Here is a 14,493-nt window from a genome sequence, read left to right as displayed (position 1 = left end):
GTGATTTCGGAGGGATCCGTCCGCAAGGGACATGCCAGCCTTGCGGGCCCCGTTTCAGGGCGTGCCCGCGCGTGATTGTCGAACCAGAAATGGGCGCGGCGATTGCCGTAGTAGCATCGTCGGCAGCGATTGCCGACAATCCGCGCCGCGCGCTGGTGCAAGCCGGCGCAGCGGATAGCGGATCAGGCGTCCTGGGTGGCGTCGCCCACGTCGAGCGCGAGCGCGTCCGCGCCGATGGCATCGCCGCCCCTGGCGGCGGCGCGCGCCTGGATGTCCCACATCTCGGCATAGCGCCCGCCCGCGCGCATCAGCTGCGCATGGGTGCCGCGCTCGACGATGCGGCCGTGGTCCATCACCAGGATCTGGTCGGCATGAACCACGGTGGAGAGCCGGTGCGCGATCAGCAGCGTGGTGCGGTTCTGCGCCAGGCGCATCAGCTCGGCCTGGATCGCCTGCTCGGTGCGCGAATCCAGCGCGGAAGTCGCCTCGTCGAACACCAGCACCGGCGGGTTCTTCAGCAGCGTGCGCGCGATCGCCACGCGCTGCTTCTCGCCGCCGGACAGCTTCAGGCCGCGCTCGCCCACGGGCGTGTCGTAGCCTTGCGGCAGTTCGCGGATAAAGGCATCGATCTGCGCCGCCTGCGCCGCGGCGATGACTTCGTCGCGGGTCGCGTCCGGGCGGCCGTAGGCGATGTTGTAGTAGATGCTGTCGTTGAACAGCACGGTGTCCTGCGGCACGATGCCGATGGCGCGGCGCAGGCTGTCCTGGGTGATGGCGCGGATGTCCTGGCCGTCGATCTCGATCGCGCCGCCGCCCACGTCGTAGAAGCGGAACAGCAGCCGCGCCAGCGTCGACTTGCCCGAGCCGCTGTGGCCCACCACCGCGGTGGTGGTGCCGGCGGCGATGGTGAAGTCGACCCCGTCCAGGATGGTGCGGTCCGGCTCGTAGCCGAAACGCACGTCGCGGAAGCGCACCTGCGCCCCGCCGACTCGCAGCGGCGGCGCGCCCGGCGCGTCGGCCACCTCCTGGTGCGTGCCCAGCAGCACGAACATGCGGTCCATGTCGGTGGTGGCCTGCTTGATCTCGCGGTAGATCACGCCGAGGAAGTTCAGCGGGATATAGAGTTGGATCATCAGCGTATTGACTAGCACCAGGTCGCCCAGCGTCAGCTTGCCGTCGACCACGCCCACGGTGGCGCGCCACAGGATCAGGATCAGGCCGATGGCGATGATGGCCTGCTGGCCGAAGTTGAGGAACGACAGCGAGTTCTGCGAGCGGATTGCCGCGGTGCGGTACTTGCGCAGGTTCTCGTCATAGCGTTGCGCCTCGTAGGCTTCATTGCCGAAGTACTTGACGGTCTCGAAGTTCAGCAGCGAATCGATCGCCTTCTGGTTGGCGCGCGAATCCAGCTCGTTCATGCGGCGGCGGAAGTGCGTGCGCCATTCCGTCACCACGATGGTGAAGACGATATAGCCCACCAGCGCGCAGCCGGTGATGGCGGCGAACCAGATGTCGTAGTGCAGGACGAAGAAGCCGATCACCAGCGCCATCTCCACCAGCGTGGGCAGGATGCTGTACAGCGAATACGAGATCAGCGACTGGATGCCGCGCGTGCCGCGCTCGATGTCCCGGCTCATGCCGCCGGTCTGGCGGTCCAGGTGGAAGCGCAGCGACAGTGCATGCAGGTGCCGGAACACCTGCAGTGCGATTTCGCGCACGGCGCTCTGCGTGACCTTGGAAAAGAGGATCTCCCGCAACTCGGTGAACAGCGTCGCGGACAGGCGCAGCATGCCGTAGGCGACGATCAGCCCGACCGGCACCGCCAGCAGCGCGCGCGGGTCGCCGGCGGTGATGTTCATGCTGTCGATCAGCCGCTTCATCAGCACCGGCACGCCCAGGTTGGCGACCTTGGCCGCCACCAGGCAGGCCAGCGCCAGCATCACGCGCCACTTGTAGTGCCAGACATAGGGCAGCAGGTTGCGCACGGTCTGCCAGTCGCTGCGGGGGGCGCGCTGGCCGGGAAAGAGCTTCACCGAGGCCGTGTCGGGGGCCTGCTCGGCGGTCGTGGAGTAGCGGCGCATACGTTAGAATCCGGGCCAATGCGCGATTGTCGCAGAGATCGCGTTGCGCGGCTGGCGAAGGGTCTTTCGCTGCCACGCCCCATCCCCATTCCTCAGCAGTCCACCCGCATACCGCCATGAACGCTCCCCACACCGTCCCCGCCCTGCCTGCCGGCAAGAACCCCGCGCTGCGCGTGGTGCCGATGCCCGCCGACGCCAACGTGCACGGCGATGTGTTCGGCGGCTGGATCATGTCGCAGGTGGATATCGCCGGCTCGATCCCGGCGGTCGAGCGCGCACAGGGGCGCGTGGCCACCGTCGCGGTCAATTCCTTCCTGTTCAAGCACCCGGTGTTCGTGGGCGACCTGGTCAGCTTCTATGCCGACATCGTCAAGACCGGGCGCACCTCGATCACGGTCGAGGTCGAGGTCTATGCGCAGCGCATGCGGCACAGCAATGAGATCGTCAAGGTGACCGAGGCGACGTTGACGTATGTGGCGACGGATGAGTCGCGGCAGCCGCGGGTGTTGCCCACGGCTTGAGGGCTAAAAGGCTCCTGCCCATCGGTCGGTGTGCTCCCTCTCCCGCTTGCGGGAGAGGGTTGGGGTGAGGGCGGGCGCTGGCCAAAGCTATCGCGCTGGAAAAAACCGTTGGCCCCGCGGAGCACTCCCTCATTCAAACTTCGTAAAATCCGGCTTCCGCTTTTCAAAGAACGCGCTGAACGCCTCCTTCGCCTCCGGCGCCACCAGCATGCGCCGGAACACCGCGCCCTCGTCGGCCATCTGCTTCTCCACTTCGGCCATCGCGCCGGCCTTCATCAGGCGCTTGGTCTCGCGCAGCGAAGACGCCGGCAGGGCCGCCAGCTTGCGCGCCTGCGCCAGGGCAAAGTCATGCAGCTCGGCCACCGGCAGCACCCGTGTCACCAGCCCGATCTCCAGCGCTTCCTGCGCGCTGAAGGCCTCGCCCAGCAGCAGCTTCTCGGCCGCGCGCTGGTAGCCGACCAGGCGCGGCAGCAGCAGGCTGGAGGCTGCCTCGGGGCACAGCCCGAGCTGCACGAACGGCAGCGACAGCCTGGCTGTCTCCGACGCATAGACGAAGTCGCAATGCAGCAGCATGGTGGTGCCCACGCCAACCGCCGCACCGCTGACCGCCGCGACGATGGGCTTGCTGGCATGGCTGATCTGGTACAGGAACTGGAACACCGGCGCCTGTTCCGCGCCCTCGCCTGCGGTCGGCGGGCGTTGCATGAAATCTTCCAGGTCATTGCCGGCGGTAAAAATCTCGGGCTTGCCGCGCAGCAGGATCACGCGCACATTGTGGTCGGTTTCGGCCGCGCGCAGCGCGTCGGCCAGCGCCTGGTACATCGCCGCGGTGATGGCGTTCTTCTTGTCGATGCGGTCGAATTCGAGCGTCAGGATGCCCTGCTCGATGCTGGTACGGATGCTCATGGTGTCCTCGTCTGTGGGAGTTATTCGAAAGGCGGCGGCGACTCGGAAAGATAGCTCAGGCCGAACGCCCGCGCGCCGACATTCAGCGCCACCGTCAGGCTCATCGGCGCCAGCATCAGCTCGACGCCCTGGCTGCGTGCGGTATTCGCCAGCGACTGGTACGCCGGCATCGCGCGCACTTCGTCCAGCGGGCCTGCGTAGCAGGCCGAGATCGCCGGCACCAGCAGGTTGCCGGCGCGCAGGCATTGCTCGGCATGCTGCAGCACGCGGCGCCTGCCCTCTTCCGAGCCGCGCGCCCTGGCGATGGCTTCGGTCTGGCCGCGGTGCATATGCACCACGGGGCGGAGGTTGAACGCGCTCCCCATCACGTAGCGGCCCCAGGTAATGCTGCCCTCGCCCTTCTGCCGTGCGCGGGTGTACAGGTAGAGCAGTTCGTCGGGCACCAGGAACATGTGGGCGGCATCGCGCAGCCGTGTTTCCACGGCCTCGCGCACGGCCTGCGGACTGGCGCCGGCCAGCGCCATGCGCGCGGCTTCGCGCACGATCAGCGCCTGGCCCGGGCCGATGGCCCCGGTGTCGACCACGGTCAGGTCGAACAGCCCCGGGCGTCCCGCTTGCTTGCGCAGCCGCACGCTGCGCGCCACCGTGCCGATCACCGCGCCGCTCGCATGCGCATACAGCTTGCTGCGCGTGCTGGCGATCGTGAACAGGATGGCGCGGTCGCACTGCGCCGCCACGTTGCGCAGCAGGTGTTCCTCCAGCTCGCGCTCGACCATCGGCACCGATTCGGCATAGTGGTCCTGGCGGCCGACCAGGTATTGCTGGTAAAGCCGCGGCAATGCGTCTTCATCGCGCGTGTCGGCGACGAACTGCTCGCCGGCGCGGATGCGGAACGGAATGGTGTGGACCTTCAGCGCGGCCATGACGTCGCGCGGCAAGTCGCACGCGGCATCGGCCAGGATGGCTGTCTCCTGCATATTGTTGTCTCCTCCCCTACCTGGTGACCCGCGTCGCGGGCGGCAGCCCCCGGTACTGCTTTCTTCACCTGATGCAGAAGGGCGGGATGGCCATGGGCCATCCCGCAGGCGCGTTTATACGCGCTCGAAGATACCTGCGGCGCCCATGCCGGTGCCGACGCACATGGTGACCATGCCGTACTTCAGGTTGTGGCGGCGCAGCGCATGTACCACCGTGGCCGAGCGGATCGCACCAGTGGCGCCCAGCGGGTGGCCCAGCGCGATCGCGCCGCCCATGCGGTTGACCCGGGCGGGATCGAGGTCCAGGTCACGCATCACCGCCAGCGATTGCGCGGCGAAGGCTTCGTTCAGCTCGATCCAGTCGAGCTGGTCCTGAGTCAGGCCCGCCGCCTTCAGCGCCGCCGGGATCGCTTCCTTGGGGCCGATGCCCATGATCTCGGGCGGCACGCCACGCACCGCGAACGAGACGAAGCGCGCCAGCGGTACCAGGTTGAACTGCTTCAGGATCTTCTCCGAGACCAGGATCAGCGCGCCGGCGCCGTCCGAGGTCTGCGAGCTGTTGCCGGCGGTGACGCTGCCCTTGTTGGCAAACACCGGGCGCAGCTTGCCCAGGCCTTCGAGCGAGGTATCCGGGCGCGGGCCTTCATCCAGTGCGATGGTGCGGGTCTTCACGCTGACCTGGCCGCTGGCGAGATCGGGGAAGCGCTCGACGGTCTCGACCGGCGTGATCTCGTCGCGGAACTCGCCGGCCTGTTGCGCGGCGATGGCCTTCTGGTGCGACGCCAGCGAGAACGCGTCCTGGTCCTCGCGGCTGACCTGCCACTGCTGCGCCACCTTCTCGGCGGTCAGGCCCATGCCGTAGGCAATGCCGACGTTCTCGTCGCGGGCGAAGATCTCCGGCGACATCGACGGCGAGTTGCCCATCATCGGCACCATGCTCATCGATTCCACGCCGGCGGCAATCATCACGTCGGACTCGCCTACGCGGATGCGGTCGGCGGCCATCGCCACCGCGCTCAGGCCGGAGGCACAGAAGCGGTTGACGGTGATGCCGCCGACGGTGTTCGGCAGCCCCGACAGCAGCGCGCCGATGCGGGCCACGTTCAGGCCCTGCTGGGCTTCCGGGATGGCGCAGCCGACGATGGCGTCCTCGATCAGCTTCGGGTCCAGGTTCGGCACCTGGGCCACCGCGGCCTTCAGGATAGTGGCCAGCAGGTCGTCGGGGCGCGTGTGCTTGAAGGCGCCCTTGGGGGCCTTGCCGATCGGCGAGCGGGTAGCCGCAACGATGTATGCGTCTTGCAGTTGTTTCATGATCTCGGTTCCTCGCTAGCCTGATTAGTTACGCACCGGCTTGCCGGTCTGCAGCATGCCCATGATGCGCTCCTGCGTCTTGGCGGTGCCCAGCAGGTCGACGAAGGCCTTGCGCTCCAGCGCCAGCAGCCAGTCCTCGCTGACCAGCGCGCCGGCCTCGACGTCGCCGCCGCACACCACTTCGGCGATGCGGGTGGCGATCAGGAAGTCATGCGCGGAGATAAAGCCGCCGTCGCGCATATTGACCAGCGACGCCTTGATGGTGGCGATGCCCGAGCGGCCGGCCACCGGGATCAGCGCCGGCAGCGGCGCGCGGTAGCCGGCATCGGCCAGCGCGCGCACTTCGTTTTGCGCCACGTGGAGCAGCTCGTGCACGTTGAAGACGATCCTGTCCGACGGCTGCAGGTAGCCCATCTGGCGCGCTTCCAGCGCCGATGCGGAGACCTTGGCCATCGCCGCGCTCTGGAAGCGGCTGGTCACGAATTGCAGGGTGTTGGTGCTGCCCGCTGCCTGCGCGGCGCGTGCTGCGGCCAGCGCGGCTTCCTTCAGGCCACCGCCGGCAGGCACCAGGCCCACGCCGACTTCGACCAGGCCCACGTATGTTTCCAGCGCAGCCACGCGTGCCGCCGAATGCAGCATCAGTTCGCAACCGCCGCCCAGCGCAATGCCGGACGCCGCCGACACCACCGGCACCGAGGCGTACTTCACGCGCATCATGCCGTCCTGGAACTTCTTCACGAACGGCTCGATGCCCTTGGCGCCGCCCATCATGAAGGCCGGCATCGCCGCTTCCAGGTTCGCGCCGGCCGAGAACGGGCCGCCCGGCGCGCCGAGCTGCAGCGAGGTCGGCTGCCACACCACCAGGCCCTTGTAGCCGGCCTCGGCCAGGTCGATGGCGCGGGTCAGGCCGTCGATCACGTCCGGCCCGATGGTGTTCATCTTGCTCTTGAACGAGACCACCAGCACGTCGTCCTGGCCCTCGCTGACCCAGATGCGCACGGCGTCGTTTTCCTCGACGGTGCGGCCCGCCTTGCGCGGATCGACCGCTTCGCTGCCCTTCAGCACGGCACGGAACACCTGGCGCTGGTACACCGGCAAGGTGCTGCGCGCGACGAACGACTGCGTCGCCGGCGACCACGAACCTTCGGCGGCATGCACGCCCTGCCGCTCGGCGACGGGGCCTTCAAAGACCCAGGCCGGCAGCGGCGCGGCCGAAAGCGCCTTGCCGCTTTCCACATCTTCCTTCACCCACTCGGCCACCTGCTTCCAGCCGGCCGACTGCCAGTCCTCGAACGGACCGGAGTTCCAGCCGAAGCCCCAGCGGATCGCCAGGTCGATATCGGCGGCGGAACCGGCGATCTGCTCCAGGTACACGGCGATGTAGTGGAACACGTCGCGGAACACCGCCCACAGGAACTGCGCCTGCGGGTTGGTCGATTCGCGCAGCAGCCTGATGCGCTCGGCCGGCTCCTTCTTCAGCATGCGCACCACGATCTCGTCGGCCTTCTTTCCCGACTCGACGTACTGGCCGGTCTTGGCGTCGAGCACCTTGATGGCCTTGCCTTCCTTCTTGTAGAAGCCGGCGCCGGTCTTCTGCCCGAGCGCGCCCGCGTCGACCAGGCCCTTGAGCACCGCCGGGGTCTTGTACACCGGCGCGAACGGGTCGTCGTGCAGGTTGTCCTGCATGGTCTTGATCACATGCGCCATGGTGTCCAGGCCGACCACGTCCGCGGTGCGGAAGGTCGCGGACTTGGCGCGGCCCAGCTTGGCGCCGGTCAGGTCGTCGACCACGTCGAACGGGATGCCGAACTTCTCGGCCTCGGCAAACACCGCCAGAATCGAGAAGATGCCGACCCTGTTGGCGATGAAGTTGGGCGTGTCCTTGGCGCGCACAACACCCTTGCCGAGCGTGGTGGTCAGGAAGGCTTCCAGCTGGTCGAGGATCTGCGGCTGCGTGGTCGCGGTCGGGATCAGCTCGACCAGGTGCATGTAGCGCGGCGGGTTGAAGAAATGGACGCCGCAGAAGCGCGACTTCAGGTCATCCTCAAACCCGTCGGACAGCGCGGTGATCGACAGGCCCGAGGTGTTGGTGGCGAAGATCGCGTGCGCGGCCAGGTGCGGCGCGACCTTCTTGTACAGGTCGTGCTTCCAGTCCATGCGCTCTGCGATCGCCTCGATCACCAGGTCGCACTCTTTCAGCAGCGCGATATCGTCCTCGTAGTTGGCCGCCTGGATCAGGCCGGCCTCGTCCTTCAGGCCCAGCGGCGCGGGCGACAGCTTCTTCAGGTTGTCGATGGCGCGCAGGGCGATGCCGTTCTTCGCGACCGGGGAAGCGGACGGGGCCCCTCCCCCGTCCTTGTCCTTGGCGGGAAGGTCGAACAGCACCACTGGCACGCGCGCGTTGATCAGGTGGGCGGCAATCTGCGCGCCCATGACGCCGGCACCCAGCACGGCGACTTTCTTGACGATGAAATTGGACATACTCGCTCCTGAGCAATGAGCGTTGTAAATCGTCGTCCCCGCGTACGCGGGGACCCAGTGACTTTGGTGTTCCGTCAGCGCCTGAAACGACGCCGGGTTCCCGCCTTCGCGGGACCGACGGACTTAGAACAGATCCGCGTCCAGCGCCATCAGCGACGCCGAACCGGCGCGCGCCTTGCGGATCTCGGCCGCCGTTTCCGGCAGCAGCTTGGCAAAGTAGAAGCGCGCGGTGGCCAGCTTGGCGGTGTAGAACTTGTCGCCGCTGCCCTGCTTCTCCAGCGCGATCCTGGCCATGCGCGCCCAGAAGTACGCGAACACCAGGTGGCCCACCACGCGCAGGTACGGCACCGCGGCGGCTCCCACTTCGTCGGCGTTGCCCATCGCCTTCATGCCGATTTCCATGGTCAGCTTCTGCACCTTGTCGCCCAGGTCGGCCAGCGGGTTGACGAACTCCTGCATGGCTTCATTGGTGCCTTCGGCCTCGACGAATTCCTGCACGATCTTGCCGAAGGCCTTCATCTTCGCGCCCATGTCGCCGAGGATCTTGCGGCCCAGCAGGTCCAGCGCCTGGATGGTGTTGGTGCCTTCGTAGATCATGTTGATGCGGGCGTCGCGCACGTATTGCTCCATGCCCCATTCGGAGATGTAGCCGTGGCCGCCGAACACCTGCATGCCTTCGTTGGTGGCGGTGAAGGCGTTGTCGGTCAGGAACGCCTTGATCACCGGCGTCAGCAGCGCGACCAGGTCGCCCGCCTGCTTGCGCACGGCCTCGTCCGGGTGCGACAGCTCGCGGTCGATCTGCAGCGCGGTCCAGTAGCTGAAGGCGCGGCCGCCTTCGGCGTAGGCGCGCTGGGTCAGCAGCATGCGGCGCACGTCCGGGTGCACGATGATCGGATCGGCGGCCTTCTCGGGCGCCTTCGGGCCGGTCAGCGATCGCATCTGCAGGCGGTCCTTGGCGTAGGCGACCGAGTTCTGGTACGCCACCTCGGTCAGGCCCAGGCCCTGCGCGCCCACGCCCAGGCGCGCGGCGTTCATCATCACGAACATGGCGTTCAGGCCCTTGTTCGGCTCGCCCACCATCCAGCCGCGCGCGCCGTCCAGGTTCATCACGCAGGTGGCGTTGCCGTGGATGCCCATCTTGTGCTCGATCGAGCCGCACTGGATGCCGTTGCGCTCGCCCGGGTTGCCGCTGGCATCCGGGATGAACTTGGGCACCACGAACAGCGAGATGCCCTTGGTGCCGCCCGGCGCGTCAGGCAGGCGCGCCAGCACCAGGTGGATGATGTTCTCGGCCAGGTCGTGCTCGCCGGCGGAGATGAAGATCTTGGTGCCGGTGATCAGGTAGGAGCCGTCGGCCTGGGGCTCGGCCTTGCTGCGCAGGATGCCCAGGTCGGTGCCGCAATGCGGCTCGGTCAGGCACATGGTGCCGGTCCACACGCCGGACACCAGCTTGGGCAGGTAGGCCTGCTGCAGCTCGGGCGTGCCGTGTGCATGCAGGGCCTCATAGGCCCCGTGCGACAGGCCCGGGTACATGGTCCAGGCCTGGTTGGCCGAGTTGAGCATCTCGTAGACCATGTTGTTGACCACGATCGGCAGGCCCTGGCCGCCGAAGGCCGGATCGCACGCCAGCGCCGGCCAGCCGGCCTCGACATACTGCTGGTAGGCTTCCTTGAAGCCGGTGGGCGCCTTGACCACGCCGTCGCCGACGTAGGTGCAGCCTTCGCGGTCGCCCACCTGGTTGAGCGGGAACACCACGTCCGAGCAGAACTTGCCGGCTTCCTCGATGACCTGGTTGATGGTGTCCGCGTCGATGTCCGCGTGCGGCGGCATCGCCTTGAGTTCGGCTTCGGCGCCGAGCAGTTCATGGAGCACGAACTGCATGTCGCGCAACGGTGCGGTGTACTGGCCCATCAGAGACTCCTTGGAGTTGTGCGATGCCGCCACGCCGCCCGTCCCGCTTGCGCGCGACGGCCCGACCGGGCGACCTCAGGTACGGTAAGACTGAATCAGCTTGTTGAGCGCGACCATGGCAAGCTCGGCGCTGTCAGGCAGGCGCAGGAAACGGGCGTCATGATGCAAGCCTAGTTCAAGGCTGTACATCTCGAACAGCATCAGGCGCGGATCGCAGTCCGCGCGCAGATGCCCCTCTTCCTTGGCCTGGTTGATGGCGCGGGTCAGCGCTGCCCGCCAGATGGTGACGCTCTTGACCAGCTCGTCACGCACCAGGCTGCCGGCACGGTCGTCGTACTCCACCGCGCCGCTGATGTAGATGCATCCCGTCGTCACTTCCTGGATGCGCTTCTCCATCCAGCGCCGCACCATCGACCACAGCCGGGGCAGGCCGCGCGGCTCCTGCAGCGAGGGATAGAACACCTCCTGCTCGAACCGGCGGTGATACTCCCGCACCACCTCCACCTGCAGGTCCTCGCGCGAACCGAAATGCGCGAAGACGCCGCTCTTGCTCATCTGCATGCGTTCCGCGAGCAGGCCGATGGTCAGACCTTCGAGCCCGTCGCGGGACGACAATTCCAGTGCGGCATCCAGAATCGCCACGCGCGTCATCTCGCCCTTGCGCATGGGAGAGGGCGACGAGGCGGCGGATTCGAGACGGGCTGACTGGTGTCGCATGTTTTTTCTCCGTTCTGCGGCGCCTGCTGCGGCACCGCGTATGACCCTGACGTTGCATTGATTGCTTGCGGGCGGCCGGCGGATTTGCCGGTGCATACCGCGAATGCACGCAGTCTAAGCCAAAAAAGAACGGTCGTTCAGATTATTCTGGCGCGGCACCTGCTCATCAAGCTTTTAATTAGACCGCTGTTTCTAAACGGACTGCAATGCAGCATGTCCGCCAGCCGCGATGCTGCCACCGGTTTCAGCGCGGCCGTTGCCGCATGGCAGCAAACGCACACCGGCCGCCACGCCGTTTCAGTAGCGGCCGGTGACGCCGGCGATGATCACGCCCAGTCGCAGCAGCATATAGGCCGCCCAGTTGCCCAGCCGGTGCAGCGGCGAGCGCCGCGCATGCACGTCGGGCAGCACGCGCACGCTGCGGTGCGCAATGGCGCGCTCCAGCGCTTCGCGCAGTTCAGCGGCGAAGGCCGCATCATAAACGGCAACGTTGGCCTCGCGCGCGAGCAGCAGGCTGAACGGGTCCATGTTGCTCGACCCGACCGTGGCCCAGGCCTCGTCGACCACCCCGACCTTGGCATGCAGGAAGCTCTCGGCGTACTCGTAGATCTCCACCCCGGCCTCGAGCAACGAGGCATAGAGCGCATGGGTGGCGTAGTGCTGCAGCCGGTATTCGACCATGCCCTGCAGCAGCAGCCGCACGCGCACGCCGCGCTCGCGGCAGGCCAGCAGCGCGCGCCGCATCTTGTGGCCGGGCAGGAAGTAGGCGTTGGCGAGGATCACGTCGTGGCGCGCCGCGCCCAGCGCGCGCAGGTATTCGCGCTCGATGGTGCGGCGGTTGCGCAGGTTGTCGCGCAGCAGCAGCGTGGCGCGGATGCCGCCGGTGGCTTCCGGGCGCGGCGGCAGGTCGGTCACCAGCGGGTAGTCGGCGACCGCCGCGGCGCGCTCGCTGCCGCGCGCCTCGCGCAGCGACAGCCGCCACCACAGCCGCTCGGACGACAGCGCGATGCGGTCCACCAGCGGCCCGCTGACCTGCACCGCGAAGTCATAGCGCGGCCCCAGGTTGGCGCCTTCGAAGGGACCGTGGTTGTGGTCGTCGATGATGTTGATGCCGCCGACGAAGGCGACATGGCGGTCGATCACGGCGACTTTGCGATGCAGCCGGCGCAGGTGGCGCCGCGCCAGGCGGAAGCCGCGCAAGGCGCGGTAGACGCGCAGGCGCACGCCGCCCGCGCGCAGCCGCTCGGCCAGCTCGGCGGGCATGTCGCCGGCGCCGAAACCGTCCACCGTCACCCGCACCGCCACCCCGCGCGCGGCGGCCCGGATCAGCGCGTCGGCGACGGCGCGGCCGACCTCGTCGTCGGCGTAGATGTAGGTTTCCAGCATGACCTGGAACGCGGCCTGGTCGATCGCGGCGATCAGCGCCGGAAAGAAGTCCTGGCCGCCGTGCAGCAGCCGCACGGTATTGCCGGTGGTGGGCTTGCCGCGGCGCCACGCCCAGCGCAGCATGTGGTGGCGATAGGTCGGCTCGACAATGGTGGCGGTGTCGTGCACCGGCGCGTCCTCGGCCTGGGCGGAGTGTGAGATCCGTGACATGCCGTGATTATCGGACAGTTTGCGGTGGGCAAGGCGCCGCCTGCACATTGGCGCGCCGAACTCTGCTATCGTCGATGCCGATGCGCTGCGCGCCGATACCGGCGACCAGGCAGACTCCCGACGCCCCTACGGAAACCATGGTGAAGGTATTCGGCATTACCGGTTCGTCCGGCAGCGGCAAGACCACGCTGCTGGACCAGCTCATCCCCTGCTTCGTCGGCGCCGGCCTGCGCGTGGCCGGCGTCAAGCACACCCACCACGGCTTCGATCCCGACACGCCCGGCAAGGATTCGTGGCGCATGCGCGCGGCCGGCTGCGCCAACGTCGTGCTGGTCGGCGCGCGCCACCTGACGCTGATGCGCCATTACCCCGAGGCGGTGCCGTCGCCCGAGCTCGACGACGCGCTCGCGGTGCTGCCGCCCGATACCGACCTGGTGCTGGTGGAAGGATACAAGCGCAGCGATTTTCCCAAGCTCGAAGTATTCCGCCCCGCGCTGGGCCGTGCACCGCTATGGGACGAGGTGCCGGGCGTGGTGGCGGTCGCGAGCGACGATCCCGCCGCCGTCGCCGCCATGACCACGCTGCCAGTGCTGGACCTGAACGATGCCCACGCGGTGTTCGCCTTTATCCGCGACTATCCCCTGCCCGGCCGCGACGGCGGCGCGGGCTGACCGGGCTCTGCCTCAGGCGGCCTTGTCCGCGGGCGCGTCCCGCTCCACCATTCCGCCGAGCGGATGGCCCAGCTCCGCCACCAGCGGCACGTGGTCGGAGCGTTGCGCCCAGTCGCGCCCGGTCAGCGCGTGGGCGCGCTCGATCTCGTAGCCGCGCACATAGATGCGGTCGAGCTGCCACCACGGCATATGGCTGGGAAAGGTGTGCAGCCGCGCCCCACGCGCATGCGAGGCCTCGACCGCGCCCAGCGTATTGCAGATCTGCGCGTCGAGCCGGTGGTTCCAGTCGTTGAAGTCGCCGGCGATCACCAGCGGCACGCCCGCCGGCACCACGTTCTGCACGCGCTCCACCAAGGCCTCGGCCTGGCGCGCACGGCTGCGCGCGAACAGGCCGAAATGCACGCAGATCAGGTGGGTCTCGACGCCGTGCACGTCCGCCACCGCGTGCAGCAACCCGCGCTGCTCGAAGCGGTGGTCGGAAATATCGAGGTTTTCGGACATCAGGATCGGATGGCGCGACAGGATCGCGTTGCCGTGATGGCCGTAGTCGTAGACCGCATTGCGGCCGTAGACCGAATGCGGGTACGCATCGGTTGCCAGGTAGTTGAGCTGGGTATGGTCGGGATCAAACAGCGCCGCCGCCACCAGGCGGTCGTTGCGGTCCTGCACTTCCTGCAGGAAGACGATGTCCGCATCCATGGCATGCAGGCCGGCCCGCACGTTCTGGATGCGCGGGCGCCGCGACAGGCCGGTCACCCCTTTGTGGATGTTGTAGGTGACCACGCGCAGCTTCATGGCCGGCCTCCGACGGCTGCCTCGCGGCTGGCATCGGCGCTCGCAGCGGCCGGCGCGCCGGCACCGCCCGCGCGCCATCCCAGCTGGCGGATGGCATCGGCATTGCTGCTGGAAAAGCACTGCTGCGCCGCCTGCTGCCACGGCAGCCACTTGTACTGCAGGTGTTCGCGTGGCGCCAGCGTCACCGGCAGCGCCTCGGCCACGCGCAGGCCGAACCAGTGCTCGGTATTGCGCGTCACCCCTTCGGCGTAGCGGTGGCGCCACTGCGGATAGATGTCGTACTGGATGGCATGGCCCCAGTCGGTCAGCTGGTGTTCGCCGGCGATGATGCCGGTTTCCTCGGCGACTTCACGCGCGGCGGTCAGAGCCAGGGGTTCGTCCAGGGTGTCGAGGCTGCCGGTGACGGACTGCCAGAAGCCCGGGCGATCGGCGCGTTCCAGCAGCAAGACTTGAAGATCTGGCGTGTAAATCACCACCAGCACGGATTCCGGGATCTTGTATGACATGGGTCTGGGCCAAAGGACAA

Annotated in this window: 12 protein-coding genes; 2 read left to right on the top strand and 10 right to left on the bottom strand. The window is 67.7% G+C overall.

What is annotated here, in order from left to right; all coding sequences use genetic code 11:
• Positions 1-182: 182 nt before the first annotated feature.
• Positions 183-2,081, bottom strand: coding sequence for an ABCB family ABC transporter ATP-binding protein/permease (locus CBM2588_RS03515; RefSeq protein WP_115679374.1), 1,899 nt, complete (start codon positions 2,079-2,081; stop codon positions 183-185).
• A gap of 116 nt (positions 2,082-2,197) precedes the next feature.
• Here CBM2588_RS03515 and CBM2588_RS03510 point away from each other — a divergent pair, with 116 nt between their 5' ends.
• Positions 2,198-2,602, top strand: coding sequence for an acyl-CoA thioesterase (locus CBM2588_RS03510; protein ID WP_062796782.1), 405 nt, complete (start codon positions 2,198-2,200; stop codon positions 2,600-2,602).
• 129 nt (positions 2,603-2,731) lie between these two features.
• Here the strand turns inward: CBM2588_RS03510 and CBM2588_RS03505 are convergent, their stop codons facing one another.
• The 7 genes from CBM2588_RS03505 to clsB form a co-directional block, all read right to left on the bottom strand.
• Entirely contained in the window at positions 2,732-3,508 is a 777-nt protein-coding gene (locus CBM2588_RS03505) for an enoyl-CoA hydratase (protein WP_115679373.1), read from the bottom strand.
• Between the two features lie 20 nt (positions 3,509-3,528).
• The gene (locus CBM2588_RS03500) at positions 3,529-4,485 is read right to left on the bottom strand and encodes a DegV family protein (protein WP_115679372.1); all 957 of its coding nucleotides are present in this window, start codon (positions 4,483-4,485) and stop codon (positions 3,529-3,531) included.
• A 114-nt stretch (positions 4,486-4,599) separates the two neighbouring features.
• The gene (locus CBM2588_RS03495; protein ID WP_115679371.1) at positions 4,600-5,799 is read right to left on the bottom strand and encodes an acetyl-CoA C-acyltransferase; all 1,200 of its coding nucleotides are present in this window, start codon (positions 5,797-5,799) and stop codon (positions 4,600-4,602) included.
• Between the two features lie 21 nt (positions 5,800-5,820).
• Complete coding sequence (locus CBM2588_RS03490) at positions 5,821-8,277, bottom strand: 3-hydroxyacyl-CoA dehydrogenase/enoyl-CoA hydratase family protein (RefSeq protein WP_115679370.1); 2,457 nt, start codon at positions 8,275-8,277, stop codon at positions 5,821-5,823.
• A gap of 123 nt (positions 8,278-8,400) precedes the next feature.
• Positions 8,401-10,188, bottom strand: a complete 1,788-nt coding sequence (locus CBM2588_RS03485; protein WP_115679369.1) for an acyl-CoA dehydrogenase C-terminal domain-containing protein — start codon at positions 10,186-10,188, stop codon at positions 8,401-8,403.
• Between the two features lie 75 nt (positions 10,189-10,263).
• The gene (locus tag CBM2588_RS03480) at positions 10,264-10,854 is read right to left on the bottom strand and encodes a TetR/AcrR family transcriptional regulator (RefSeq protein ID WP_025583452.1); all 591 of its coding nucleotides are present in this window, start codon (positions 10,852-10,854) and stop codon (positions 10,264-10,266) included.
• A gap of 348 nt (positions 10,855-11,202) precedes the next feature.
• Positions 11,203-12,549 (bottom strand): cardiolipin synthase ClsB, encoded by a 1,347-nt coding sequence (gene clsB / locus CBM2588_RS03475; RefSeq protein WP_115679368.1) that lies wholly within the window; start codon positions 12,547-12,549, stop codon positions 11,203-11,205.
• A 92-nt stretch (positions 12,550-12,641) separates the two neighbouring features.
• Between clsB and mobB the strand changes: the two genes are divergently transcribed.
• On the top strand, positions 12,642-13,172 hold the full coding sequence (gene mobB / locus CBM2588_RS03470; RefSeq protein WP_115681379.1) for a molybdopterin-guanine dinucleotide biosynthesis protein B: 531 nt from the start codon (positions 12,642-12,644) through the stop codon (positions 13,170-13,172).
• 12 nt (positions 13,173-13,184) lie between these two features.
• On the opposite strand, the gene CBM2588_RS03465 is transcribed toward mobB, so the two are convergent.
• Together CBM2588_RS03465 and nudB are read right to left on the bottom strand one after the other, a co-directional pair.
• Positions 13,185-13,967 (bottom strand): endonuclease/exonuclease/phosphatase family protein, encoded by a 783-nt coding sequence (locus CBM2588_RS03465; protein WP_115679367.1) that lies wholly within the window; start codon positions 13,965-13,967, stop codon positions 13,185-13,187.
• A complete protein-coding gene (gene nudB, locus CBM2588_RS03460) occupies positions 13,964-14,473 on the bottom strand; it encodes a dihydroneopterin triphosphate diphosphatase (RefSeq protein ID WP_115679366.1) in 510 nt (169 codons plus the stop codon). Before nudB ends, CBM2588_RS03465 begins: the two co-directional genes overlap by 4 nt.
• Positions 14,474-14,493: the final 20 nt, after the last annotated feature.

The sequence above is a fragment of the Cupriavidus taiwanensis genome (assembly GCF_900250075.1).
GTDB classification, from domain to species: domain Bacteria; phylum Pseudomonadota; class Gammaproteobacteria; order Burkholderiales; family Burkholderiaceae; genus Cupriavidus; species Cupriavidus taiwanensis_C.
Note: the sequence above shows the minus strand (reverse complement) of the source record. Positions and strands in the feature narration are given on the sequence as shown.